The following is a 24,620-nucleotide window of genomic DNA, read 5'->3' on the forward strand; positions in this document are numbered from 1 at the left end:
TTCGATCACAGCATGACGAATTACATCAGCGGAGCCGCTAACTGCACGATGCTGATCAACGGTTGCGGGTAGATACCCAGCACCAGTACCAGCAGGGCAGAAATCAACACCACGATACCGCCCGCGCTGTACTGCCAGTTGGACGGCGCATCGCGATTTAGCTGCTGCGGTGCGCTCAGGTACAGGCTCACGGCAACGCGCAGGTAGTAGTACAAACCAATCGCGGAACCCACCACCACGGCGGCAACCAGCCACCACAGATTAGCCTGCACACCCACCGCCAGTACGTAGAACTTACCGATAAAGCCCAGCGTCATCGGAATACCCGCCAGAGACAGCATCATCACCGTCATCACCGCCGCGAGGATTGGGCGATGCCAGAACAGACCACGGTAGGAGAACAGAGAGTCTGCATCCGGACCGCGGTACGGGCTGGACATCAGGCTGACCACACCGAACGCACCGAGGCTGCTGAACAGATAACCGGCCAGGTAAACGCCAACCGCTTCCATCGACATCTCGCCGCTCTGCAGGGCAATCAGCGCCACCAGCAGGTAACCGAGGTGAGAGATAGAAGAGTAACCAAGCAGACGTTTGATGTTGGTCTGGCTCAGCGCCATCAGGTTACCGAAGATAATAGAAGCAAAGGCAATCACACCCAGCACGATCCGTACCGCTTCGCTATCACCTACCGGTGCGTACAGGAACAGACGCATCACCACGCCGAAGATAGCGATTTTGCTCGCCGTCGCCAGGAAGGTGGAAACCGGAGCCGGAGCGCCCTGGTATACGTCTGGCGTCCACAGGTGGAATGGAACCAGCGAGAGTTTAAAGCCGAGGCCAACAATCATCAGACCGAAGCCCGCCAGCAGCAGCGGTTCTTGCAGCATACCGTCGCCGAGGCTCTTACCGAGCGCGACAAACGACAGGTTGCCAGACTGCGCGTACACCAGCGCCATACCAAACAGCAGGAAGGAAGACGCTGCGGCAGACAGAATGGTGTATTTGATACTGGCTTCCAGCGAACGTTTCTGACGGAACGCATAGCCAACCAGACCAAACAGCGGCAGAGAGATAAGCTCAATACCAAGGAACAGCGCCGCCAGATGATTAGCGTTAGCCAGCAGAATACCGCCGAGCGCGGCAATCAGCACCAGCAGATAGAACTCTTCCCGGTTGTCGTCGTAGCCTTCCAGCCACGGGTAAGCGAAGGTACAGGTGGCAAGACTCGCCAGCAGCACCAGCCCGGTGTAGAGCATGGCGAAACCGTCAACCCGCATCAGCGGGGTGACGTCCATAGCGCCCGCCTGGCCAACAAACCAGAGCGAAACCAGTGCGGCGTTAAGCCCAATGACCGACAGCGTGGCATTGAGGAAGTGATTGCGTCGCCACGCAATGGAGAGCATCACAACCACCACCGTCAAGCCGACGATCAGCAGCGGTAGCAGCGCAATCAGGTGTTGTGGAGTTATTGTCATGGCGATTTACGGCCTTGTAGTAGTAACGGAATTAACAAACCACTGCTGGATGTTGCTCATCGCAGAATGCGAGGTATCCAGAATCGGCTGCGGATAGAAGCCAAGCAGTACCAGAAGCACGACCAGCAACAGGATGATAAACAGCTCACGCAGCGACATCCCTGGCAGTTCAACACTGGCAATCTGGCTCTTCGCCTTACCGAAGTAAGCGCGATGCAGCATCGCCAGCGAGTAAACAGAAGCAAACACCAGACCAAATGTCGAGATCACGGTAATAACCGGAACCACCTGGTAGCTGCCGAACAGAATCATAAATTCGCCAACGAAGTTACCTGTACCCGGCATACCCAGCGTACACACTGCGAAGAACATTGACAGCGCAGGCAACCATTTCATTTTGCCCCACAGGCCGCCCATCATACGCATATCACGCGTGTGCAGACGTTCGTACAGCTGACCACACAGGATGAACAGACCGGCTGCGGACAGGCCGTGCGCGATCATCTGAATCACCGCACCCTGGTATGCCAGCTGGCTGCCGGTGTAGATAGCAATCAGCACGAAGCCCATGTGGGATACGGAGGTGTAAGCAATCAGACGTTTGATGTCGTACTGATTAAAGGCCATCCACGCGCCGTAGAAGATGCCGATGACGCCAAGCCACATTGCGATAGGTGCAAACTCCGCTGACGCATTCGGGAACAGCGGCAGGGAGAAGCGCAGCAGACCGTAGGCTGCGGTTTTCAGCAAGATACCTGCCAGGTCAACGGAACCTGCGGTCGGTGCCTGGGAGTGAGCATCCGGCAACCAGCCGTGCAGCGGAACCACCGGCATTTTCACCGCGAAAGCGATGAAGAAGCCCAGCATCAGCAGGTATTCCACGCCGTGGGACATCGGAGTATTCAGCAATTCTTCATAGTTGAAAGTCCACACGCCGGTCGCTTTGTAGTGCACAAACACCAGCGCCAGGATGGCAATCAACATCACCAGACCACTCGCCTGGGTATAAATGAAGAACTTGGTTGCTGCCGTGATACGCGTTTTACCGTCAGAGGCTTTATGCCCCCATAGCGCGATCAGGAAGTACATCGGCACCAGCATCATTTCCCAGAAGAAGAAGAACAGGAACATGTCGATGGCAAGGAACACGCCGATTACGCCGCCTAAGATCCACATCAGGTTCAGGTGGAAAAAGCCCTGGTATTTTTCGATTTCATTCCAGGAGCAAAGTACCGCCAGAACACCGAGCAGGCCGGTCAGCACCACCATCAGCAGCGACAGACCGTCGATAGCAAGATGAATCGAGATGCCAAAGCGTGGGATCCACGGCAGGACAAACTCAGACTGCCACTGCGGAATGCCAGTGGATTGCGTCAGTGAATAGCCGCCCTGCAACCAAAGTTGCAGGCCAAGCGCCAGCGTCAGTCCCATGGTAATCAGCGCGATCCAACGCGGCACCTTCACGCCAAAGCGTTCGGTCTGCCAGCACAGGAAGCCACCGATAAAGGGAATCAATATTAGCCAGGGTAGTAACATGGCGATTTTTATTCCTTTTTAAGGCCCCTAATAGAGGCCTGATTTTCAACGAATTTGGATAAAATTCACTTTACGATCAACGCAGTACCATCAACAGAGCCAGCACAACGACGGCACCGATGCTCATTGATGCTACATACCAACGCAGATAGCCGTTCTCGCTTAACAACAGGCCTTTACCTGCAAAGCGGGAAAGGATCGCCGGAATGTTCATCATTGCGTTCAGCGGATCGCGTTTCAGCAGCCATGCAACGCCCAGGAACGGCTTGACGAACACTTTGTCGTACAGCCAGTCGAAGCCCCAGGCGTTATACCACCAGGTACCCAGCAGACGGCCTGGCGCACTGTTGGCAATCGACGTCACCAGCGTACGTTTACCCAGCCACAGCCATGCAGCGATCAGAATGCCTGCAATCGCGACGATACCGGAGGTAATTTCCAGGGTCATCACGCGACCATGCTCAAGCTCGGTCGTCGCAGGCAGTACACCCTGCAGCGGTGGCACAATCAGTGCGCCAACGAAGGTGGACAGGATCATCAGCACAATCAGCGGCAGATGATGTGTAATCCCCTTCCCTGCGTGAGCGTGAATTTGCTCTTTACCATGGAACACGATGAAAATCATACGGAAGGTGTACAGAGAGGTCATGAACGCACCGACCAGACCTGCAACCATCAGATTGATATGACCGTTCGCCATCGCACCGGCCAGAATCTCATCCTTACTGAAGAAGCCTGCGGTAATCAGCGGCAGAGCCGACAGCGCCGCGCCACCGATCAGGAAGCAGAGATACACCAGCGGAATAGACTTACGCAGACCGCCCATCTTGAAGATGTTCTGTTCGTGGTGACAGGCCAGGATAACCGAGCCGGATGCCAGGAACAGCAGCGCTTTAAAGAAGGCGTGCGTCATCAGGTGGAAAATCGCCGCGTCCCACGCCTGAACCCCGAGAGCCAGGAACATATAACCAATCTGGCTCATGGTGGAGTATGCGAGAACGCGTTTGATGTCGGTCTGTACCAGCGCGGCGAAACCAGCCAGTACCAGAGTGATAGCCCCGATAATCCCCACCAGATGCAGGATTTCCGGCGTCATCAGGAACAGGCCGTGAGTACGTGCAATCAGGTAGACACCGGCGGTAACCATCGTCGCGGCGTGGATCAGCGCGGAGACAGGCGTCGGACCTGCCATCGCGTCAGCAAGCCATGTCTGCAACGGCAGCTGCGCGGATTTACCCACCGCACCGCCCAGCAGCATCAGGGTTGCCCACATCAGCATGTTGTTACCATCTGCAAAGTGAGCAGGTGCCAGTTCCACCATTTCGCGGAAGTTCAGCGTGCCCAGCTCGTTGTAGAGGATAAACAATGCGAAGGCGAGGAACACGTCACCCACACGGGTCACGACGAAGGCTTTCATTGCCGCAGCGCCATTCTTCGGATCGGTGTAATAGAAACCGATCAGCAGATAGGAGCACAGGCCCACGCCTTCCCAGCCGAGGTACATCAGCAGCAGGTTATCCGCCAGTACCAGAACCACCATGCTGGCGATAAACAGGTTGGTGTAGGCGAAGAAACGGGAGTATCCCTCTTCACCGCGCATATACCAGGAGGCGAACATGTGGATCAGGAAACCCACACCGGTCACCACACTGAGCATGGTCAGCGACAGGCCGTCCAGCACCAGGTTAAAACCGATATTGAAGTCACCGACAGACATCCACGTCCACAGCGGCTGGCTGTAGGCCTGTTGACCATTAGCAAAGAAGTCAACGCCAACAAACGCGGTCACCAGCGCCGCCAGGCCAATCGACCCGACACCCACGGTCGCGGACAGATTTTCTGACCAACGACCGCGAGAGAACGCCAGTAATACAAAGCCAATAAATGGCAGAATAATGGTTAAGGCAAGCATGTTCATCCACGCATCTCACTTACTGAATCGATGTTCAGGTTCTGGCGACGGCGATGAAGTTGCAGCAACAGCGCAAGTCCAATGCTCGCTTCCGCAGCCGCAAGGCTGATGGCGAGAATATACATCACCTGACCATCGGTCTGGCCCCAGTAGCTTCCGGCGACCACGAAGGCCAGCGCGGAGGCGTTAATCATGATTTCCAGCCCGATCAGCATAAACAGCAGATTGCGGCGGATAACCAGACCGGTTAAGCCCAGTACGAATAAGACAGCCGCGAGGATCAGTCCATGTTGTAAGGGGATCATGCGTGCTCCTCCGTTTTTCTTTTCGCGCGGTCATCGGTGCGATTGCTCAGCACTTCACCAGAACGCTCTTCGCGCCCTACGTGGAAGGCCACAACCAGACCTGCCAGCAGCAGCATCGAAGCCAGCTCGACCGCCAGTACATACGGTCCGAACAGGGAAATACCGACAGCTTTCGCGCTAATTGGCGTCCCGTCGATGCCCTGATCGTTAACACCCAGAATGGCATAAACAATAACCGCCAGCATGATGGCCGACAAAATCGCCGGTCCAATCCACACCTGCGGTTTCAGCCACTGGCGTTCCTGTTCAATTTCAGAACCACCGAGGTTGAGCATCATGACCACGAACACGAACAACACCATGATGGCGCCCGCGTAGACGATTATTTCCAGCGCCCCCGCGAAGTAAGCACCTAACGAGAAGAACACCCCGGAAATCGCCAGCAGCGAAATAATCAGGTACAGCAGTGCGTGTACCGGATTGGTGTGGGTGATCACCCGCAAGGTTGCGAGAATGGCTATCAGGCCACAGATATAAAAAGCGAACTCCATTGCCCCTCTCCTTACGGTAACAGGCTCTTGACGTCGATAGGCTTGGCTTCGTTCTCTGCTTCGCCCTTATCTTTGCCGTCGATTGCCATACCTGCCATCCGGTAGAAGTTATATTCCGGGTATTTACCCGGACCGGAGATCAGCAGATCCTCTTTCTCGTAAACCAGGTCCTGGCGCTTGTACTCACCCAGCTCGAAATCTGGAGTCAGCTGAATAGCCGTTGTCGGACAGGCTTCTTCGCACAGGCCGCAGAAAATGCAGCGTGAGAAGTTAATGCGGAAAAACTCCGGATACCAGCGGCCATCTTTGGTCTCTGCTTTTTGCAAAGAGATACAGCCTACCGGACACGCTACCGCACACAGGTTACAGGCAACGCAACGCTCTTCGCCGTCCGGGTCACGGGTCAGAACGATACGACCACGAAAACGGGGCGGTAGATAGACCGGCTCTTCCGGGTACATCTGCGTTTCGCGTTTCGCGAACGCATGCAGGCCGATCATCCAGATACTGCGTACCTGGGTGCCGAAACCTACGAACAATTCTTTTAAGGTCATGGTCTTTGTGTCCCTTATTGCGCCTGCCAGAGAATGACAGCCGCCGTTACCAGCAAGTTGACGAGCGTCAGCGGCAGACAGACTTTCCAGCCGAAGGACATTACCTGGTCATAACGAGGACGCGGTAACGACGCACGAATCAAAATGAACATCATCATGAAGAACGCGGTTTTCAGCGCGAACCAGACGAATGGCGGTAAGAACGGACCATGCCAGCCACCGAAGAACAGGGTAACCATCAGTGCAGAAATGGTGACGATGCCGATGTACTCACCCACGAAGAACAGACCGAATTTCATACCGGAGTATTCAATGTGGTAACCGTCGGCCAGTTCCTGCTCGGCTTCTGGCTGGTCAAACGGGTGACGGTGACACACCGCCACGCCCGCGATGGCAAAGGTGACAAAACCAAAGAACTGCGGAATAACGTTCCAGATATCAGCCTGGTTGTTGACGATGTCGGTCATGTTAAATGAACCGGCCTGCGCCACCACGCCCATCAGGGAAAGTCCGAGGAATACTTCGTAGCTCAGCGTCTGCGCAGACGCGCGCATCGCACCGAGCAGCGAGTATTTGTTGTTACTGGACCAGCCTGCGAACAGCACCGCGTATACCGCGAGGCCTGCCATCATCAGGAAGAACAGGATCCCGATGTTCAGGTCAGCAACCACCCAGTTCGGGCTCACCGGCACGATGGCGAAAGCCAGCAGCAGCGAGGTGAAGGCGATCATCGGTGCCAGGGTAAAGATGACGCGATCCGAGAATTTCGGGATCCAGTCTTCTTTAAAGAACATCTTGATCATGTCCGCAACCAGCTGGAGCGAACCGCCCCAGCCAACACGGTTCGGTCCGTAACGGTTCTGGAACAGACCGAGCAGACGACGTTCGCCAAAGCTCATGAATGCCCCGCAGGTGACCACCACCAGCAGAATCACGACCGCTTTGAGAACGCTCAGCAGGATCTCAATCAGATCGGGTGTAATCCAACTCATTGTTGTGCCTCCTGCAGATCCTCAAGACGTGCACCAGCCAGAACCGGCGCGATGCCAGGCATACCCATTGGCAAACCAACCTGCCCTGCCGTTAATCCTTCAGCGATTTCAACCGGCAGCGTAACCGTGTTGCCATCGTAGCTGAAAGAAACGCGCGTACCGGCATTAACACCCAACTTCGCGGCATCAGCCGGGTTGAGTTTGATGTACGGCTGCGGCATACGGGTCTGGAAGACAGGCGCACGCTGGGACATTTCGTCACTACCAAACAGATGATAGTAAGGCGCGACACGCCACTGACCATCCTGAGCCTGGAAGCTCGCCGGAACGGTTGTGAAGTAATCCAGACCATCTGCCGAAGCTTCGATCAGACGCACGCCCGGATCGCCATGACGCAGTTTACCGCCCACTTCATCCTGGAACTTGTTCCACGCCTGTGGGGAGTTCCAGCCCGGAGCCCAGGCAAACGGAATTTGCGAACGCGGCGCAGACGGTTGGTTGTTCCCTTCCATAGAGAAAGCGAACATGGTGTCTTTGTCCTGCGGCTGACGCGGTTCGTGGACGCTGATGTTGGCGCGCATTGCGGTACGACCACTGTAGCGGTGCGGTTCACGTGCCAGTTTCTGTCCACGGATACGGAAGCTTGCATCCGGCGCGGCATCTTTAATACCCGCCAACTGCGGTAACTTCTCAACGACCGCGTCGATAACATGGTCGAGCTGCGTCCAGTCCACTTCACGGCTCTGCACGGTACTGTGCAGCGAGTGCAGCCAGCGCCAGCTTTCCAGCATTACGGTGTTGCTGTCGTAGTAGGATGGGTCATAGACCTGGAAGAAACGCTGGGCGCGACCTTCGTTGTTAATTACCGTACCATCGCTTTCGGCGAAGCTAGCGGCGGAAAGCACCAGATGGGCGTTTTCCATAATAGCCGTGCGCTGATGGTCAACAACCAGTACCAGCGGCGCTTTCGCCAGCGCGGCGTTCACACGCGTTGCTGAAGCATGGCGATGCAGGTCATTTTCCAACACCACAACGGCGTCAGCACGACCGGTTTCCAGCTCGGTCAGCGCGTCGTCAAGGGAACCACCGCCAATCATACCCAGCCCCATGCTGTTAACAGAGCGAGCAATCATGGTGATCCCGACGTCTGCGCCACGGCCTTTCAGCGCCTTCGCCACGTTGGCAGCAGCCTGAATCACGTCGGCGCTACCGGCGTTGGTACCGGAAATAATCAGTGGTTTCTTCGCCCCGGCCAGAGCCTGAACGATGACGTCAATTTTGTTCTGCAGGTCACGGTCGATACCGTCAACCGCCGGTGCGTTGTTATCCAACGCATGGGCGATAGCGAAACCTAAACGCGCCTGATCTTCAACCGGCGCACGGTAGGTCCATGCCGCGATATCATCCAGACGGGTGTTATCGACGTTGGTAACGAACAGCGGGTGCTTGGCGCGCTGGCCAATGTTGAGGATTGCCGCAATCTGCCAGTCGGCCACTTTCTGCGCCGCCGCCATTTCACGCGCTTTACCTTTCACCGCCTGACGCACTGCCAGCGCAACGCGCGCGCCGGTTTGGGTGACATCTTCGCCCAGGACCAGAACCGCATCGTATGACTCGATTTCGCGCAGTGCCGGGGTATGAATACCGCCGTCACGCAGCACGCTCAGAGCCAGTTGCAGACGTTCCTGCTCGCCCTGGGCAATACCGGTATAGAAGTTATCCGCACCGACCAGTTCACGCAGCGCGAAGTTACTTTCAACGCTGGCACGCGGGGAGCCGATACCAATCACTTTCTTCGACTGACGCAGAATATCTGCCGCGCCCTGCATCGCCTGTTCGGCGTTCAGCGTGATCAGGTCATCGCCACGACGCTGTACCGGCTGACGCGGACGGTCTTTCAGGTTCACGTAACCATAGCCAAAACGACCACGGTCGCAGAGGAAGTAGTGGTTAACGGTACCGTTGTAGCGGTTTTCGATACGACGCAGTTCACCGTAGCGCTCGCCCGGGCTGATGTTACAACCGATAGAACACTGCTGGCAGATGCTCGGCGCAAACTGCATGTCCCATTTACGATTATAACGCTCGGAGTGCGTTTTATCGGTGAAGACGCCGGTCGGGCAAATTTCCACCAGGTTACCGGAGAATTCGCTTTCGAGCGTACCGTCTTCCGGACGACCAAAGTAGACGTTGTCATGTGCGCCATAGACGCCCAGATCCGCGCCATCGGCGTAATCTTTGTAGTAACGTACGCAGCGATAGCAGGCGATGCAGCGGTTCATTTCGTGAGAGATGAACGGCCCCAGGTCCTGGTTGCGGTGTGTACGCTTCGTGAAGCGGTAGCGGCGGAAGCTATGACCGGTCATGACGGTCATATCCTGAAGGTGGCAGTTACCGCCCTCTTCACAGACCGGACAGTCGTGCGGGTGGTTAGTCATCAACCACTCCACTACGCTTTCGCGGAACTGTTTCGCTTCTTCGTCATCAATTGAAATAAAGGTGCCTTCGGTGGCCGGTGTCATACAAGACATCACCAGGCGACCACGCGTGTCTTCCGCGTTTTGATATTGCTTCACCGCACACTGGCGGCAAGCACCGACGCTTCCCAGCGCCGGGTGCCAGCAAAAGTACGGAATATCAAGGCCGAGAGACAGACAAGCTTCCAGCAGGTTGTCCGCTCCGTTGACCTCATATTCTTTGCCGTCTACATGAATCGTAGCCATAGTCAGCATGCTTCCAGTTGGCTCGGTCTAAAACCGAGCGTTAATCGAATTTCTGATCGCGATTCAGGGTTACCCTGCTATTACCAGCGCTCTTTCAGCAGGTTCGGCTGAATACCACCAATCTGATGGGTATTGCTGAAGGACTGCTTGATGCCAGCTTCGAATTCTTCGCGGAAATATTTAATGGCGCTCTGCAGCGGCTCCACCGCACCCGGGGCGTGTGCACAGAAGGTTTTACCCGGGCCGAGGAAACGACACAGTTGCTCAAGCGTCTCGATATCCCCAGGCTGGCCTTCGCCACGCTCCAGCGCGCGCAGAATTTTCACACTCCACGGCAGACCGTCACGGCACGGCGTACACCAGCCGCAGGACTCGCGGGCAAAGAACTCTTCCAGGTTACGCACCAGAGGAACCATGCCAATCTCGTGATCGACGGCCATTGCCAGCGCGGTGCCCAAACGGCTACCGGCTTTACCAATGCTTTCGAATTCCATCGGCAGATCGAGGTGCGCTTCAGTCAGGAAGTCAGTACCCGCGCCGCCCGGCTGCCAGGCTTTGAATTTCAGGCCATCACGCATGCCGCCCGCGTAATCTTCGAGGATCTCGCGCGCGGTAGTACCGAAAGGCAGTTCCCACAGGCCAGGGTTCTTCACGCGACCTGAGAAGCCCATCAGCTTGGTGCCCGCGTCTTTGCTCTGCGAAATGTTCTGGTACCACTCCACGCCGTTCGCGAGGATAGCTGGTACGTTACACAGGGTTTCGACGTTGTTAACGCAGGTCGGCTTACCCCAAGCGCCAGAGCTTGCCGGGAACGGCGGCTTAGAGCGTGGGTTAGCACGACGACCTTCAAGGGAGTTAATCAGCGCCGTCTCTTCACCGCAGATATAGCGCCCTGCCCCGGTGTGGACAAACAGTTCGAAGTCGAAACCGGTGCCCATGATGTTTTTGCCAAGCAAGCCGGCTTCGGTTGCTTCGGCAATCGCGCGACGCAGATGCACAGCCGCTTCGATATATTCACCACGCAGGAAGATGTAACCACGGTACGCTTTCAGCGCAAACGCGGAGATCAGCATGCCTTCCACCAGCAGGTGCGGCAGCTGTTCCATCAGCAGACGATCTTTATAGGTACCCGGCTCCATTTCATCGGCGTTACACAGCAGGTAACGGATGTTCATGGATTCGTCTTTCGGCATCAGGCTCCACTTCAGACCGGTGGAAAAGCCCGCACCGCCGCGCCCTTTCAGGCCAGCGTCTTTTACCTGATTAACGATTTCGTCCGGTGACAGCCCGGTCAGGGCCTTACGTGCACCTTCGTAGCCGTTCTTGCTACGGTATTCGTCCAGCCAGACCGGCTGTTTGTCATCACGCAGACGCCAGGTCAGCGGATGCGTTTCGGGAGTACGGATAATGTCTTTCATTTATACCGCTCCAGCAGTTCGGGAATGCCTTCCGGGGTCAGGTGAGCATGAGTATCCTCATCGATCATCATGTTCGGCCCTTTATCGCAGTTCCCCAGGCAACAGGTCGGGAGCAGCGTAAAACGACCGTCAAAGGTCGTCTGCCCCGGCTTGATGTTGAGTTTTTTCTCAAGCGCAGCCTGGATCCCCTGATAGCCGTTGATATGGCACACCACGCTGTCGCAGTAGCGGATCACGTGGCGACCTACCGGCTGACGGAAGATCTGGCTATAGAACGTGGCAACACCTTCTACGTCGCTTGCCGGGATCCCCAGCACATCAGCGATCGCATAGATCGCCCCATCCGGCACCCAGCCACGCTGTTTCTGAACGATTTTCAGCGCTTCAATGGACGCCGCACGCGGGTCTTCGTAGTGGTGCTTCTCGTGCTCAATCGCTTCACGCTCAGCCGCACTCAGCTCAAAAGCCTCGGTTTGTGGTTGTTGATTCTCGTGCATAATTAGCGGTCCACATCTGACATAACAAAATCGATACTACCCAGGTGGACGATAAGGTCAGACACCAGGCTGCCACGTACCGCTACCGGGATCTGCTGCAGGTGCGCATAGCTCGGGGTACGGATACGGGTACGGTAACTCATGGTGCTGCCATCGCTGGTCAGGTAGTAACTGTTAATACCCTTGGTCGCTTCCACCATCTGGAAGGACTCGTTTGCCGGCATAACCGGTCCCCACGAAACTTGCAGGAAGTGGGTGATCAGGGTTTCGATATGTTGCAACGTGCGCTCTTTCGGCGGCGGCGTAGTCAGCGGGTGATCCGCTTTGAACGGGCCTTCCGGCATGTTATTGAGGCACTGCTCAAGGATGCGCAGACTCTGGCGCAGCTCTTCAACTTTCAGCATCACGCGGGTATAGCAGTCGGACACGCCGCCGCCAACCGGGACTTCAAAGTCAAAGTTTTCGTAGCCAGAGTATGGACGCGCTTTACGCACGTCAAAATCAATACCGGTCGCACGCAGCGCAGCACCGGTACAACCCCAGTCCAGCGCTTCTTTCTTACCGTAAGCGGCAACGCCTTGCGAACGGCCTTTCAGGATGGTGTTACGCAGTGCGGCTTTCTCGTAGGAATCCAGACGTTTTGGCATCCAGTCGAGGAAGTCACGCAGCAGTTTGTCCCAACCGCGCGGCAGATCGTGTGCCACACCGCCGATACGGAACCAGGCCGGGTGCATACGGAAACCGGTGATCGCTTCCACTACGTCATAGATTTTCTGACGGTCGGTAAAGGCGAAGAAGACCGGCGTCATCGCACCGACGTCCTGGATGAACGTGGAGATGTACAGCAAGTGGCTGTTGATACGGAACAGTTCAGACAACATAACGCGAATCACGTTGACGCGATCCGGCGTGGTGATGCCAGCCAGTTTCTCAACGGCCAGTACGTAAGGCATTTCGTTAACGCAGCCGCCGAGGTACTCGATACGGTCGGTGTACGGAATGTAGCTATGCCAGGACTGACGTTCACCCATCTTTTCAGCGCCACGGTGGTGGTAGCCGATGTCAGGCACGCAGTCGACGATTTCTTCGCCATCAAGCTGCAGCACAATACGGAACGCACCGTGAGAAGACGGGTGGTTAGGACCGAGGTTGAGGAACATGAAGTCCTCGTTTTCGGAACTACGCTTCATGCCCCATTCTTCTGGTTTGAAGGTCAGTGATTCCATTTCCAGATCCTGTTTGGCTTTAGTCAGCTCAAACGGATCGAATTCGGTCGCACGCGCCGGGTAGTCTTTACGCAGCGGATGACCTTCCCAGGTATGCGGCATCAGCAGACGCGTCAGGTGCGGGTGACCTTCGATGTCGATGCCAAACATTTCCCAGGTTTCACGCTCATACCAGTTGGCGTTCGGGAACAGTTTGGTGAACGTCGGTACGCGCAGGTCGTTTTCAGACAATGCCACCTTGAGCATGATATCGCGATTGCGTTCAATGGAGATCAGGTGATAGAAAACGGAAAAATCCGCGGCAGGTAACCCTTCGCGGTGCGTACGCAGACGTTCGTCCATGCCGTGTAAGTCAAACAGCATGACGTAAGGTTTCGGCAGTCTCTTTAAGAAATCGCCAACTTCCAGTAATTGTTCACGCTTGACCCAAACAACAGGTACCCCGGTGCGAGTCGCCTGAACGGTAAAGGCATCCGGCCCAAAACGGTTGCGCAGTTCGCCAATGACCGGGTCATCAAGGTGATCCCGTGTTTGCCATACAGCGTCTTGCGCGGTTAAGTCGGTCATATTGTTCACCATTGCAAATGGTCCGTGGTGGTCGGCAGTGCTTCGCGCTATTTATGTAGTGATAAGCGAAGGAAGTGCTGCTGCCGACAGGCGCAAATTAAATCTCGTCTGGTGTACGAAGATTCGTTACAGCAATACGTTCGCCGCGTTTACGCTCGCGTTCTGACTGCATATTGGCGCGATAAACGCCTTGATCGCCAACCACCCAGGAGAGCGGACGGCGTTCTTTGCCAATGGAATCTTGCAGCAGCATCAGAGCCTGCATATACGCTTCCGGACGCGGCGGGCATCCCGGGATGTACACATCGACCGGAATAAATTTATCAACGCCCTGCACCACAGAATAGATGTCGTACATACCGCCGGAGTTGGCGCATGCGCCCATGGAAATAACCCATTTCGGTTCCAGCATCTGATCGTAGAGGCGCTGAATAACCGGCGCCATTTTGGTAAAGCAGGTTCCGGCTACGACCATCAGGTCAGCCTGACGCGGCGATGCACGCAGTACTTCCGCACCAAAACGGGCCACATCGTGCACGGCGGTAAACGAGGTCACCATCTCAACGTAGCAGCAGGAAAGGCCAAAGTTATATGGCCAAATTGAGTTTTTACGGCCCCAGTTAACCATGTCATGCAGCTTGCCCATGAACACGTTTTTGTTAACTTCTTGCTCCAGGGGGTCGGTTACGATCTCCTGTTTTTGCAGGGGGTAACGGTCGTTCTCACCGTTAGGATCTATGCGGGTGAGCGTATAATCCATCTTAATGCCTCGCGGTTAGCGTTGACGATTAGCGATACTGTTCGTTTCCGGGTTCATACGCTCGCGGCGTGAACGCGCGGGCGTCCAGTCCAGCGCGCCAATACGCACCAGATAAACCAGACCTGCCAGTAACACAAAAATAAAAATTGCAGCTTCCACAAAGCCAATCCAGCCGCTTTCACGGATAGAAGTTGACCATGCGAACAGATACAGCGCTTCAACGTCGAAGATAACGAAGAACATGGCTACCAGATAAAACTTGGCAGACAGGCGCAAGCGGGCGGTGCCGACCGAGTCGATACCTGATTCAAACGGCACGTTTTTAGATCTCGCGCGCGCGCGACCACCTAAAAACCAGCCGCCGACGAGCATCAGGCAGCACAGGCCAATGGCAACAATAAGAAAGATAGCGAATGCCCAGTGATGAGCGATGATTTCAGTGGATGTTGACATACTCATTGCTTACTCATCAAAAGTAGCGCCAAATTCTCTGCTCTTTTCGGCAGATGAACGCCACATCGATTCATGGGGAGGAATAAAAAAAACCTTACAATCACTGTGAAAAACCATTTTATACAGCTAATTGATGGGGTTTTTTACTCCTTTCTATAACCTTTTGTCAACTTTAACAAAAGTTTCCTCACATTATTTTACACCGCTCCAACTTCATTAACATAAAGTGCTATTTAGACCAATTTCGATCGCATCATAGGTCATTTTTAATGTTGTTGAATCGTGTCCGTAGTGAAGTAAAAAAGATAATACTCACCTATTTTGACAGGAATTCACCCAGATGCCTCCCCCTAAATGGGAGTATTTTCTTGATCTGTGACACGCTTTTGTTAATTCACCATAAAAAACAGCAACAATTTCTCTAGTTTTTTAACATGGAAACAATTAGTAACGCTGCTGCTTATTTTTCAGCCAGGCGTCAGGCCGTTTTTTTACCTCCTGATTTTGTTAAGTTTTAGGATAGCAAATGACATAAAGCGGCAATATTTGCATAAAAAAAGAGCCGCTGGATGTTTTTTCATCACCAGTGGCTCTTTTTTACACTAACATTTTAAAACGATTTTTTGTGACGGATTACTCAAAGTCGCCTTCAACAATCAGCGAGTCATCTCCCCCTTCCGGGGTAAACTGATTGTATTGCCAAGGATTTTGATACGTTTGCATCGACTTAAAGATAACTTCTGCCAACTCATTTTGCGTGGACGGATCGCAGCACAACAGATACTCAGTATCAGGCAATGGCGGTAATCCGTCGGCGGCGCCCAGTACGCGTAAATCTGGACTCATCATTTCAACAGGCCGCGCAGTGACGCCGAGCCCTGCTTTTACCGCCGCGCGAACCGCAGGTAATGTTGAAGCAACATAAGCCAGACGCCACGGGATCTGAGCAGCATTTAATGTCGCCAGCACGATATCGCGAAACGGGCTCGGATCGTCCAGCAGAACCAACGGTACCGGCTCACCTTTTTGCAGAATATATTCGGCAGCACAGTACCAATGCGTTGGCGAGGTACGCAGATTCAGACATTCAAAATCGCCAGGACGGTTGGTAGTCACAACCAAGTCCACTTCTTGCGACTTCAGCATATCCACCATGTAGGCGTTACGCTTGACCCTCACATCCAGCGCAAGCTTCGGATAAACCGAACTTATCCGGTTGAGCAGGAAAGGCAGTATGGTATCGGCAGATTCATCAGAAGCACCGATAGTTAACACTCCCTGAAGATTATTAAACATTAATGATGAGCATGCCTCATCATTAAAGCGCAGTATTTTTCTGGCGTAACCCAACAGTTGTATACCATGTTCGGTCAGTAGTTTGTTGCGTCCATGGCGCGCGAACAACTCTTTCCCCACGAGTTGCTCAAGACGCTGCATTTGCTGACTCACCGCAGACTGAGTTCGACATACCGCAGCTGCCGCAGCCGCAAAGGTATTCAGGTCGGCAACAGCAACGAAGGTTCTCAGCAGATCGAGGTCGAGGTTAATTATCGGACGATTTGCATTTATCATAGTTTTTCACTTACTCGCGGGTCATACCGGGTTAATGCTGTGCATTTGGAATCAAACAACTCCATTTGTAATGTGCCTCCCTCGCAGTTTCGCTTAGTGTAACCAAGTGAAAATAAGGATGTATTTGGTTTAACAAACGAAACAATTCTCTTTCCTGGCTATTTTAATTCCCGTGATATTCATCGGAATATAGCAACGAGAAAGAGTCGAATTTTTAGCTGCTGGATGATTCTGACTTAGGGAAAACATGTAAATTTTGTAAATTTAAAAAAAAGTTAACGAACAATAATTTACACATTAAAAACTAACTTTTCAGTGTGTTAGGAACAACCAACAAACATTTGAATTATCTTAAAATTCAGACTACTTACCATTTCATGAGACTTATCTTAACCTAAAACCACTATATTTATAAGTGTTATCGTGAATAATTCCAGGCTACCAGGTGTTATGTCAGAGCAGCGGTTTTGCTATTATTGGCCCATCCAATTTAATGTCGTTTAAATATTAAATAATAATTAATTAAGAATTCTTCAATTCATTAATTATGCTTAACAATGAATTCACACCGTATCACGTACGGATCAGGCCGATAACAGACCCCGCAGATAAAACCTCAGTATTTTCGAATTACCTCATCCAGCTTAGACGCCCGTGACATTTCGCTTTACAGGCTTAACTTTTTTTGACCAAACAAATCACCACAACCAAACCAATAAAACAAAACATACTACCAACAAAATACATATAGATAGATTATTATCTCATAATATTTACATTATTTAGTTGTTAACAGTTAATTATCACTTCATAGCTTTTCAAAATCTTCTACTAAAGACCCTTCAAAACTCACCGCCGTGGGAGTACATTGTGCTGGGCTGACTTCCATGGCAGGGAGTGGCATTCACAGCTAAAAAGGTCAACGTTCATGTCCCCCATTGAAAAATCCAGCAAATTAGAAAACGTCTGTTATGACATTCGCGGCCCGGTTCTGAAGGAAGCAAAGCGCCTGGAAGAAGAAGGCAATAAAGTTCTGAAACTGAACATCGGCAACCCGGCGCCATTCGGGTTTGAAGCGCCAGATGAAATACTGGTGGATGTGATCCGCAATTTGCCAACAGCGCAAGGATATTGCGACTCAAAAGGCCTTTATTCCGCCCGTAAAGCGATTATGCAGCATTACCAGGCCCGTGGTATGCGCGACGTAACCGTGGAAGATATTTATATCGGCAACGGCGTTTCTGAATTAATTGTGCAGGCTATGCAGGCATTGCTGAACAGTGGGGACGAAATGCTGGTTCCTGCTCCTGATTATCCGCTGTGGACGGCGGCTGTATCGCTCTCCGGCGGTAATGCCGTGCACTACCTGTGTGACGAATCATCAGACTGGTTCCCGGACCTGGATGATATCCGCGCCAAAATCACTCCGCGTACGCGTGGGATCGTCATCATCAACCCAAACAACCCAACCGGCGCTGTTTACTCTAAAGAGCTGCTGATGGAGATTGTTGAGATTGCTCGCCAGAACAACCTCATCATCTTTGCGGATGAGATTTACGACAAAATTCTCTACGACGACGCTGAACACCACTCCATTGCTGCAATGGCGCCGGATCTGCTGACCATCACCTTCAATGGCCTGTCAAAAACCTATCGCGTTGCCGGTTTCCGTCAGGGCTGGATGGTGCTGAACGGGCCGAAGAAACATGCTAAAGGATATATTGAAGGTCTTGAGATGCTGGCCTCTATGCGCCTGTGTGCCAACGTTCCGGCGCAACATGCCATTCAGACCGCACTGGGCGGATACCAGAGCATCAGCGAATTTATCATGCCTGGTGGGCGTTTGTATGAACAACGCAACCGCGCCTGGGAACTGCTCAATGACATTCCTGGTGTCTCCTGCGTAAAACCGCGCGGCGCGCTGTATATGTTCCCGAAAATTGATGCTAAACGCTTCAACATTCATGACGACCAGAAGATGGTGCTCGACTTCCTGCTGCAGGAAAAAGTACTGCTGGTTCAGGGAACAGCATTCAACTGGCCGTGGCCGGATCATTTCCGCATCGTCACGCTGCCGCGTATTGACGATATTGAAATGTCGCTGAGTAAATTTGAGCGTTTCCTGTCAGGGTATCACCAGCTGTAATTAAACAAAGGCTGTCGGATGGATGACGAGTATTTGCATCTGACAGCCTTCTCTGCGCAAAATGACTCTTAGGTTGCCATCATATAAGGGTCGTTATGAAGCAGAGCCATTTTTTTGCCCACCTCTCCCGTCTGAAGCTCATTAATCGCTGGCCGCTGATGCGCAACGTGCGCACCGAAAACGTGTCTGAACACAGTCTGCAGGTTGCCATGGTTGCCCATGCGCTGGCCGCGATCAAAAACCGCAAATTTGGTGGTCAGGTTAATGCTGAGCGTATTGCTCTGTTGGCGATGTATCACGATGCGTCAGAAGTGCTGACCGGTGATCTCCCTACCCCGGTGAAATATTTCAACTCGCAGATTGCGCAGGAATATAAAGCGATAGAGAAAATTGCCCAGCAAAAACTGGTCGATATGGTACCTGATGAACTGCGCGATATTTTTGCGCCGCTCATTGATGAACATGCCTTAAGTGAAGAAGAGAGATCGATTGTTAAACAGGCCGATGCCCTGTGCGCGTATCTGAAGTGTCTGGAGGAACTCTCTGCCGGTAACAACGAATTTCTGCTTGCCAAGACGCGTCTGGAAAAAACGCTCGAGTCGCGACGCAGCGAAGAGATGGACTACTTTATGGACGTGTTTGTCCCGAGTTTTCACCTCTCATTAGATGAAATCAGCCAGGATTCTCCGCTATAAACGCATGACCCGGTGGCGGCGAAGATATCCCCGTCGCCATCCGCCAACAACATCAAAACGGAAACAGCATCGGGATCATCACCACGCACACCGCCATCACAATGATGGTAAACGGTACGCCAATCTTCACGAAATCGCTAAAGCTGTAGTTGCCAGGTCCGAGCACCAGAGTGTTTACCGGCGAAGAGACCGGTGTCATAAAGGCTGCGGATGCCGCCATCGCAATCCCCATCGCAAAAGGATACGGTGAAACGCCCATCGACTTTGCAGCCGCCAGCGCGATTGGCGCCATCAGCACCGCCGTCGCGGTGTTGGAGATAAATAACCCGATAGTCGCACACAGCACGAACAGGCAGCCCAACATCATATACGGGCCATACCCGCCGCCGACATCCATCAGCCCTTTCACCACCAAATCGACACCGCCGGTTTTTTGTAAAGCCAGCGCGAAGGGCATCATCCCGACAATCAAAATAATGCTTGGCCAGTGAATCGCTTTATAGGCACTTTCGGCATCAATACAGCGAAATTTCCCCATCAGCAGACAGGCGATGATCGCAGCCACCGTATTGGGAATTTCATCAGTGAGCATCAGAGCAACCATCAGCACCAGACAGAAAATCGCATGCGGTGCCTGGCTGTGCGCCGGAGAAGCTTCACTGACTTCCTCGGGCATATTCAGCACGACAAAATCACGCCCTTTTTGTCCCAACAGTGTGATGAGCTTCCAGTTGCCCACCACTAATATGATATCGCCCATCAGCAATGGCTCATCCACCACCGCTCCAGCCAGAGCCGCACCATCGCGCTTCAGCCCAACGACATTCAGCCCGTAGCGGGTACGAAAAGCGATTTCCCGTACCGTTTTGCCGATCAATTCCGATTCAGGAATCAGAGAGATCTCGGCCATCCCCACATCAAGCGCCTGCTCGGAGAAGTATTCGCCGCGCAGTACCATTGGTTCCAGAAACTGTTCACTGCAAAATTCACGCAGGTCGACATCGGCCGCGGACATATCAATCAACAATACGTCACGGGCGCGAAACTCAGAAACCCCGTTAACGTCGACTATTACGCGACGAAAGCGACGCCAGCGTTCCACGCCAATCACGTTTGCCCCGTAGCGCTCACGCAACTTCAGATCATCCAGACGCTGGCCAATCATAGGAGAACCGGGACGAATCGCCAGGCGACGCGCGCGCCCGGTCAGGCGATATTCTTTAATCAGATCGCGAAAGGTCCGGCGTTTCCAGCCGTCTCCCGGCTGCCTGGAATCTTCTCCCTTGAGCATAAAGCGCATCAGCAGCATATAAATTATGCCGAGTACCAGAACCACCAGCCCCAGCGGGGTAACGCTAAAAAAGCTGAACCCGTTAAGTCCTTCACGTAACAGTTCACTGTTGACGACCAGGTTCGGCGGCGTCGCCACCAGCGTCATCATGCCGCTTATCAGGCCGGCAAAGCTCAGCGGCATCATCAGGCGTGAAGGGGAAATTTCCATGCGCATGGAAACGCTTAAGACCACCGGGATAAAGATGGCGACCACGCCGGTCGAACTCATAAACGCCCCGAGCCCGGCAACGGTAATCATCAGCAACACCAGCATTTTGACTTCACTGCTGCCAGCCACCTTCACCAGCCAGGCACCCATTACCGTCGCCACCCCGGTACGCACCAGGCCGTCGCCGATAATGAATAATGCCGCTATCAAAATAACGTTAGGATCGCTGAATCCGGAAAAGGCTTCTGTGATGCTCAATGTTCCGCTCAGAACAAAGGCAATGATGACCAGCAAAGCGACCGCGTCCATACGCACTCTGCCAGTGACAAACAAGACGACGGCAATCGCCAGCAATGAGAGAACCCATGTCAATTCACCGTTCACAACATATCCTTGTTAAATGAGAGGGATGGATCGATTCTGCCATAAAAAAGCCCCAACAATCTGGGGCTAAATCATGTTCAGGTATTTCTTACAACGACCACATTGCCGTTGGGCTGTTTGGTCACAGAAATATGTTCCAGACTGGTCAGCGAAAAATCGACCTCATCCAGACGCGGCGTGTCCACAGGCGCGTTGACCGCTATCACATGACACCCTGCAGCCAGTCCTGAAAGCACCCCAGCGGGGGCATCTTCCACCACCGCGCATTCCTGTGGCGCAAGACCCAGAAGCTGGGCGCCTAACAGATAGGCGTCTGGCTCGGGTTTGCCTCTTTTTACCCGCTCGGCGGTGACAAACACTTCAGGAGCAGGCAGCCCCGCGACACGATGACGCGCTCGTGCGACCGGCATGGATCCGGAGGTCACAATTGCCCATGGAATACCCGCTTTATTGAGGTGGTTGAGTAAATCAACCGCTCCCGGCAGCGCTGTGATCCCCGCGGTTTCCGTCGCTTCGATCTGCTCCAGGCGGGTGAATTCCGCGGCGATCTCAGCCTCAGATTTGCCCACCATAAAGTGTCGCAGGGAGGTAATGGCCTGCTTGCCATGAATAAAGCCGAGCACCTCGGCGTGATCGAGGCCAAAACGATCGGCCCAGTTGCACCACGCGCGTTCTACTGCGGGTAAGGAATCGACCAGCGTTCCATCCAGATCAAACAGAAAACCTTTGCACTGCACGCTCGCCCCCTCAGGCATTAATGATTTGGTTAATTTCATTCGCACTCAGGTGATACTGGCGCGGGCAAGAGTGCCAGACATTCAGCATACGCTGATATTTTTCCCACATTGGGGTCTGGGCGTTGAAGCCATGCGTACCCGCATCAAAGTGGGTATAACGACCTTCCACATTAACCATAAAACGTACGTACCCGAGGTAACGGGCTTCCGTTGCGGCGTCAAAGCCAAGGAAGGTCACGCGGCGCTCATCAATAGCCTGCGCGTCCTTAAGATTAGTCCAGGACACATGTAATGCGTGATACATCTCCATAATATCGATAATCGTACGACAGGTTTCTTCCGTCAGCTCACCAAACTCACGATCCAGCTCGCGCATCTGCAAGCCGTAACCGCGTTCAATAATCGTCTGCAAACGACGATAACGCTCGGCGTTAGTGGGATCGAGCATAGTCATCATTTTGTACTGATTAGACAAAATCAGACGTTGAGCGTTGGTCATTTCCATTTGGGACTCCTGTATCACTACTACTGCGATGAAAAAAAAGAAGGCATCTTGTGCCTTCTTTTATATGCGTAATCAGGGGTCAATTACAAATCATCAAGGAAAGTTTTATCCAGTTGTTTGAAGGCGCGCTTAAGCGTGTCAGCCAGCGCCTGATAATCAGGCTTTCCTTCTACCGGAGTGAGCGCCTGCCCGGCTTCTTGCAATTTACCCCGAACTTCGTAGAACCAGTTGAGTATTGAAGGCGGCAGCGGCGTTACAGAACGTTTACCCAGCCACCACATGCCCTGCATCGGCAGGCTGAGCGCAAACAGCGCAGTCGCCACGGCCGGTCCCAACTGCCCACCTAACGCAATTTGCCAGCATAAGGTGAAGACGGCGATAGGCGGCATAAAACGGATCGCGTAACGCGTCATGCGGATCACGCGGTTCTCTACAAACACAGGTGCGAGGCGCTTTTCCATTGGCCACGTCTTCGCATAGTGCTGCCCCCGGCGAAACAAGCTAAAAAAATTGACGGAACGATTATCCGGTGTCGACATGGCGGTTACCTCAACTTCACATATAAAAATTAAAAAATTTGTGCAAAACAACAACTACAAAGGACATCGTTCAAAACATTTTGTCTTTAATACCCACATTCAGGTATCCTGTGCCGGCCTGTAAGGCCTTTAGTCCAAAATCATTGAGTCGTCAAATTGACACATAGTATGCCATTGGCTGAAAAATACGCAAAATGACATAGACTCAAAGGTATTTATTCCATCGTGCCCAAAAAGACTATGGCGCATGATGTTAATCATAAACGTCGGTGTCATCATGCGCTACGCTCTATGACTTCCTGACGTTTTTTTAGCCACGTATCATAAATAGGTACTTCCATGTCGAGTAAGTTAGTACTGGTTCTGAACTGCGGTAGCTCCTCACTGAAATTTGCCATCATCGATGCAGTAAACGGTGAAGAATACCTCTCTGGTTTAGCCGAATGTTTCCATCTCCCAGAAGCACGTATCAAGTGGAAAATGGACGGCGGTAAACAAGAAGCGGCTTTAGGTGCAGGCGCCGCTCACAGTGAAGCGCTGAATTTTATCGTTAATACTATTCTGGCACAAAAACCAGAACTGTCTGCTCAGCTGACTGCGATTGGTCACCGTGTTGTTCACGGCGGCGAGAAATACACCGGCTCTGTGGTTATCGACGATTCTGTTATTCAGGGTATCAAAGACGCAGCCTCTTTTGCACCGCTGCATAACCCTGCACACCTGATCGGTATCGCAGAAGCGCTGAAATCCTTCCCGAATCTGAAAGACAAAAACGTGGCTGTATTCGACACCGCGTTCCATCAGACCATGCCGGAAGAGTCTTACCTCTATGCTCTGCCATACAGCCTGTACAAAGAACACGGTGTTCGTCGTTACGGCGCGCACGGTACCAGCCACTTCTTCGTGACTCAGGAAGCGGCAAAAATTCTGAACAAACCGGTTGATGAGTTGAACATCATCACTTGCCACTTGGGCAACGGCGGTTCTGTTTCTGCTATCCGTAACGGTAAATGTGTTGATACCTCCATGGGTCTGACCCCGCTGGAAGGTCTGGTGATGGGTACGCGTTCCGGTGACATCGACCCGGCGATCATCTTCCACCTGCACGACACCCTGGGCATGAGCGTTGACCAGATCAACAAAATGCTGACCAAAGAGTCCGGCCTGCTGGGTCTGACCGAAGTCACCAGCGACTGCCGTTATGTTGAAGATAACTACGCGACTAAAGAAGACGCTAAACGTGCAATGGACGTTTACTGTCACCGTCTGGCGAAATACATCGGTTCTTACACTGCGCTGATGGATGGTCGTCTGGATGCAGTTGTCTTCACCGGTGGTATCGGTGAAAACGCAGCGATGGTTCGTGAACTGTCTCTGGGCAAACTGGGCGTTCTGGGCTTTGAAGTTGACCACGAACGTAACCTGGCCGCACGTTTCGGCAAATCTGGTTTCATCAACAAAGAAGGTACCCGTCCTGCGGTGGTTATCCCAACCAACGAAGAACTGGTTATCGCGCAAGACGCGAGCCGTCTGACTGCCTGATTTCACACCGCCAGCCTAGCTGGCGGT

21 protein-coding genes are annotated in these 24,620 nt (G+C 53.1%); 3 read left to right on the forward strand and 18 right to left on the reverse strand.

Annotation, left to right across the window (positions count from 1 at the left end; genetic code table 11):
* Positions 1 to 20: 20 nt before the first annotated feature.
* The 14 genes from nuoN to lrhA all read right to left on the reverse strand — a co-directional run bounded on the left by nuoN (position 21) and on the right by lrhA (position 16,544).
* Positions 21 to 1,478: an NADH-quinone oxidoreductase subunit NuoN gene (gene nuoN, locus OGV65_RS22170; protein ID WP_016153830.1), complete on the reverse strand. Its 1,458-nt coding sequence runs from the start codon at positions 1,476 to 1,478 to the stop codon at positions 21 to 23.
* A gap of 6 nt (positions 1,479 to 1,484) precedes the next feature.
* Positions 1,485 to 3,014, reverse strand: a complete 1,530-nt coding sequence (gene nuoM, locus OGV65_RS22175; protein ID WP_016153831.1) for an NADH-quinone oxidoreductase subunit M — start codon at positions 3,012 to 3,014, stop codon at positions 1,485 to 1,487.
* A 76-nt stretch (positions 3,015 to 3,090) separates the two neighbouring features.
* Positions 3,091 to 4,932: an NADH-quinone oxidoreductase subunit L gene (nuoL, locus tag OGV65_RS22180; protein WP_016153832.1), complete on the reverse strand. Its 1,842-nt coding sequence runs from the start codon at positions 4,930 to 4,932 to the stop codon at positions 3,091 to 3,093.
* Positions 4,929 to 5,231, reverse strand: coding sequence for an NADH-quinone oxidoreductase subunit NuoK (gene nuoK, locus OGV65_RS22185; RefSeq protein WP_006683663.1), 303 nt, complete (start codon positions 5,229 to 5,231; stop codon positions 4,929 to 4,931). The genes nuoL and nuoK overlap by 4 nt, the downstream gene beginning before the upstream one ends.
* A complete protein-coding gene (gene nuoJ / locus OGV65_RS22190) occupies positions 5,228 to 5,782 on the reverse strand; it encodes an NADH-quinone oxidoreductase subunit J (protein WP_016153833.1) in 555 nt (184 codons plus the stop codon). The genes nuoK and nuoJ overlap by 4 nt, the downstream gene beginning before the upstream one ends.
* An 11-nt stretch (positions 5,783 to 5,793) precedes the next feature.
* Positions 5,794 to 6,336 carry an NADH-quinone oxidoreductase subunit NuoI gene (gene nuoI / locus OGV65_RS22195; protein ID WP_003028062.1) on the reverse strand — a complete coding sequence of 181 codons (543 nt, stop codon included), beginning with the start codon at positions 6,334 to 6,336 and terminating at the stop codon, positions 5,794 to 5,796.
* A gap of 14 nt (positions 6,337 to 6,350) precedes the next feature.
* Positions 6,351 to 7,328, reverse strand: coding sequence for an NADH-quinone oxidoreductase subunit NuoH (gene nuoH / locus OGV65_RS22200; RefSeq protein WP_016153834.1), 978 nt, complete (start codon positions 7,326 to 7,328; stop codon positions 6,351 to 6,353).
* Entirely contained in the window at positions 7,325 to 10,051 is a 2,727-nt protein-coding gene (nuoG, locus tag OGV65_RS22205; RefSeq protein ID WP_032931989.1) for an NADH-quinone oxidoreductase subunit NuoG, read from the reverse strand. Before nuoG ends, nuoH begins: the two co-directional genes overlap by 4 nt.
* A gap of 80 nt (positions 10,052 to 10,131) precedes the next feature.
* Positions 10,132 to 11,469, reverse strand: a complete 1,338-nt coding sequence (nuoF, locus tag OGV65_RS22210; protein WP_016153836.1) for an NADH-quinone oxidoreductase subunit NuoF — start codon at positions 11,467 to 11,469, stop codon at positions 10,132 to 10,134.
* Positions 11,466 to 11,966 (reverse strand): NADH-quinone oxidoreductase subunit NuoE, encoded by a 501-nt coding sequence (nuoE, locus tag OGV65_RS22215; protein ID WP_003028069.1) that lies wholly within the window; start codon positions 11,964 to 11,966, stop codon positions 11,466 to 11,468. Before nuoE ends, nuoF begins: the two co-directional genes overlap by 4 nt.
* A gap of 2 nt (positions 11,967 to 11,968) precedes the next feature.
* On the reverse strand, positions 11,969 to 13,771 hold the full coding sequence (nuoC, locus tag OGV65_RS22220) for an NADH-quinone oxidoreductase subunit C/D (protein WP_016153837.1): 1,803 nt from the start codon (positions 13,769 to 13,771) through the stop codon (positions 11,969 to 11,971).
* A gap of 85 nt (positions 13,772 to 13,856) precedes the next feature.
* Positions 13,857 to 14,519, reverse strand: a complete 663-nt coding sequence (gene nuoB, locus OGV65_RS22225; RefSeq protein WP_003028075.1) for an NADH-quinone oxidoreductase subunit NuoB — start codon at positions 14,517 to 14,519, stop codon at positions 13,857 to 13,859.
* A gap of 15 nt (positions 14,520 to 14,534) precedes the next feature.
* Complete coding sequence (gene nuoA, locus OGV65_RS22230; protein ID WP_003028077.1) at positions 14,535 to 14,978, reverse strand: NADH-quinone oxidoreductase subunit NuoA; 444 nt, start codon at positions 14,976 to 14,978, stop codon at positions 14,535 to 14,537.
* A 627-nt stretch (positions 14,979 to 15,605) separates the two neighbouring features.
* Positions 15,606 to 16,544, reverse strand: a complete 939-nt coding sequence (gene lrhA / locus OGV65_RS22235) for a transcriptional regulator LrhA (RefSeq protein ID WP_016153838.1) — start codon at positions 16,542 to 16,544, stop codon at positions 15,606 to 15,608.
* Positions 16,545 to 17,472: 928 nt separating this feature from the next.
* On the opposite strand from lrhA, the gene alaA reads away from it, so the two are divergent.
* Positions 17,473 to 18,690 carry an alanine transaminase AlaA gene (gene alaA / locus OGV65_RS22240; RefSeq protein WP_005129483.1) on the forward strand — a complete coding sequence of 406 codons (1,218 nt, stop codon included), beginning with the start codon at positions 17,473 to 17,475 and terminating at the stop codon, positions 18,688 to 18,690.
* Between the two features lie 95 nt (positions 18,691 to 18,785).
* A complete protein-coding gene (gene yfbR / locus OGV65_RS22245) occupies positions 18,786 to 19,385 on the forward strand; it encodes a 5'-deoxynucleotidase (RefSeq protein WP_003028083.1) in 600 nt (199 codons plus the stop codon).
* Positions 19,386 to 19,437: 52 nt separating this feature from the next.
* Here yfbR and OGV65_RS22250 read toward each other — a convergent pair whose 3' ends face one another.
* The 4 genes from OGV65_RS22250 to yfbV form a co-directional block, all read right to left on the reverse strand.
* On the reverse strand, positions 19,438 to 21,270 hold the full coding sequence (locus tag OGV65_RS22250; RefSeq protein WP_141875457.1) for an SLC13 family permease: 1,833 nt from the start codon (positions 21,268 to 21,270) through the stop codon (positions 19,438 to 19,440).
* 77 nt (positions 21,271 to 21,347) lie between these two features.
* Positions 21,348 to 22,025 (reverse strand): sugar phosphatase, encoded by a 678-nt coding sequence (locus OGV65_RS22255; RefSeq protein ID WP_085951065.1) that lies wholly within the window; start codon positions 22,023 to 22,025, stop codon positions 21,348 to 21,350.
* Complete coding sequence (locus OGV65_RS22260; RefSeq protein ID WP_016153841.1) at positions 22,018 to 22,512, reverse strand: YfbU family protein; 495 nt, start codon at positions 22,510 to 22,512, stop codon at positions 22,018 to 22,020. Before OGV65_RS22260 ends, OGV65_RS22255 begins: the two co-directional genes overlap by 8 nt.
* A gap of 83 nt (positions 22,513 to 22,595) precedes the next feature.
* The gene (gene yfbV / locus OGV65_RS22265) at positions 22,596 to 23,051 is read right to left on the reverse strand and encodes a terminus macrodomain insulation protein YfbV (protein WP_016153842.1); all 456 of its coding nucleotides are present in this window, start codon (positions 23,049 to 23,051) and stop codon (positions 22,596 to 22,598) included.
* Between the two features lie 339 nt (positions 23,052 to 23,390).
* Here yfbV and ackA point away from each other — a divergent pair, with 339 nt between their 5' ends.
* A complete protein-coding gene (gene ackA, locus OGV65_RS22270) occupies positions 23,391 to 24,593 on the forward strand; it encodes an acetate kinase (protein WP_016153843.1) in 1,203 nt (400 codons plus the stop codon).
* Positions 24,594 to 24,620 lie beyond the last annotated feature (27 nt).

Source organism: Citrobacter sp. Cb004, assembly GCF_030337065.1.
GTDB classification, from domain to species: Bacteria; Pseudomonadota; Gammaproteobacteria; order Enterobacterales; family Enterobacteriaceae; genus Citrobacter; species Citrobacter braakii.

Coding starts and splice junctions, on each gene's coding strand:
- lrhA (WP_016153838.1), bottom strand. CDS start 16,544: ATGATAAATGCAAATCGTCCGATAATTAACCTCGACCTCGATCTGCTG.
- nuoM (WP_016153831.1), bottom strand. CDS start 3,014: ATGTTACTACCCTGGCTAATATTGATTCCCTTTATCGGTGGCTTCCTG.
- nuoC (WP_016153837.1), bottom strand. CDS start 13,771: ATGGTGAACAATATGACCGACTTAACCGCGCAAGACGCTGTATGGCAA.
- nuoH (WP_016153834.1), bottom strand. CDS start 7,328: ATGAGTTGGATTACACCCGATCTGATTGAGATCCTGCTGAGCGTTCTC.
- nuoN (WP_016153830.1), bottom strand. CDS start 1,478: ATGACAATAACTCCACAACACCTGATTGCGCTGCTACCGCTGCTGATC.
- OGV65_RS22255 (WP_085951065.1), bottom strand. CDS start 22,025: ATGCCTGAGGGGGCGAGCGTGCAGTGCAAAGGTTTTCTGTTTGATCTG.
- yfbV (WP_016153842.1), bottom strand. CDS start 23,051: ATGTCGACACCGGATAATCGTTCCGTCAATTTTTTTAGCTTGTTTCGC.
- nuoG (WP_032931989.1), bottom strand. CDS start 10,051: ATGGCTACGATTCATGTAGACGGCAAAGAATATGAGGTCAACGGAGCG.
- ackA (WP_016153843.1), top strand. CDS start 23,391: ATGTCGAGTAAGTTAGTACTGGTTCTGAACTGCGGTAGCTCCTCACTG.
- nuoI (WP_003028062.1), bottom strand. CDS start 6,336: ATGACCTTAAAAGAATTGTTCGTAGGTTTCGGCACCCAGGTACGCAGT.
- nuoL (WP_016153832.1), bottom strand. CDS start 4,932: ATGAACATGCTTGCCTTAACCATTATTCTGCCATTTATTGGCTTTGTA.
- yfbR (WP_003028083.1), top strand. CDS start 18,786: ATGAAGCAGAGCCATTTTTTTGCCCACCTCTCCCGTCTGAAGCTCATT.
- nuoB (WP_003028075.1), bottom strand. CDS start 14,519: ATGGATTATACGCTCACCCGCATAGATCCTAACGGTGAGAACGACCGT.
- OGV65_RS22260 (WP_016153841.1), bottom strand. CDS start 22,512: ATGGAAATGACCAACGCTCAACGTCTGATTTTGTCTAATCAGTACAAA.
- nuoA (WP_003028077.1), bottom strand. CDS start 14,978: ATGAGTATGTCAACATCCACTGAAATCATCGCTCATCACTGGGCATTC.
- nuoF (WP_016153836.1), bottom strand. CDS start 11,469: ATGAAAGACATTATCCGTACTCCCGAAACGCATCCGCTGACCTGGCGT.
- nuoJ (WP_016153833.1), bottom strand. CDS start 5,782: ATGGAGTTCGCTTTTTATATCTGTGGCCTGATAGCCATTCTCGCAACC.
- alaA (WP_005129483.1), top strand. CDS start 17,473: ATGTCCCCCATTGAAAAATCCAGCAAATTAGAAAACGTCTGTTATGAC.
- nuoK (WP_006683663.1), bottom strand. CDS start 5,231: ATGATCCCCTTACAACATGGACTGATCCTCGCGGCTGTCTTATTCGTA.
- nuoE (WP_003028069.1), bottom strand. CDS start 11,966: ATGCACGAGAATCAACAACCACAAACCGAGGCTTTTGAGCTGAGTGCG.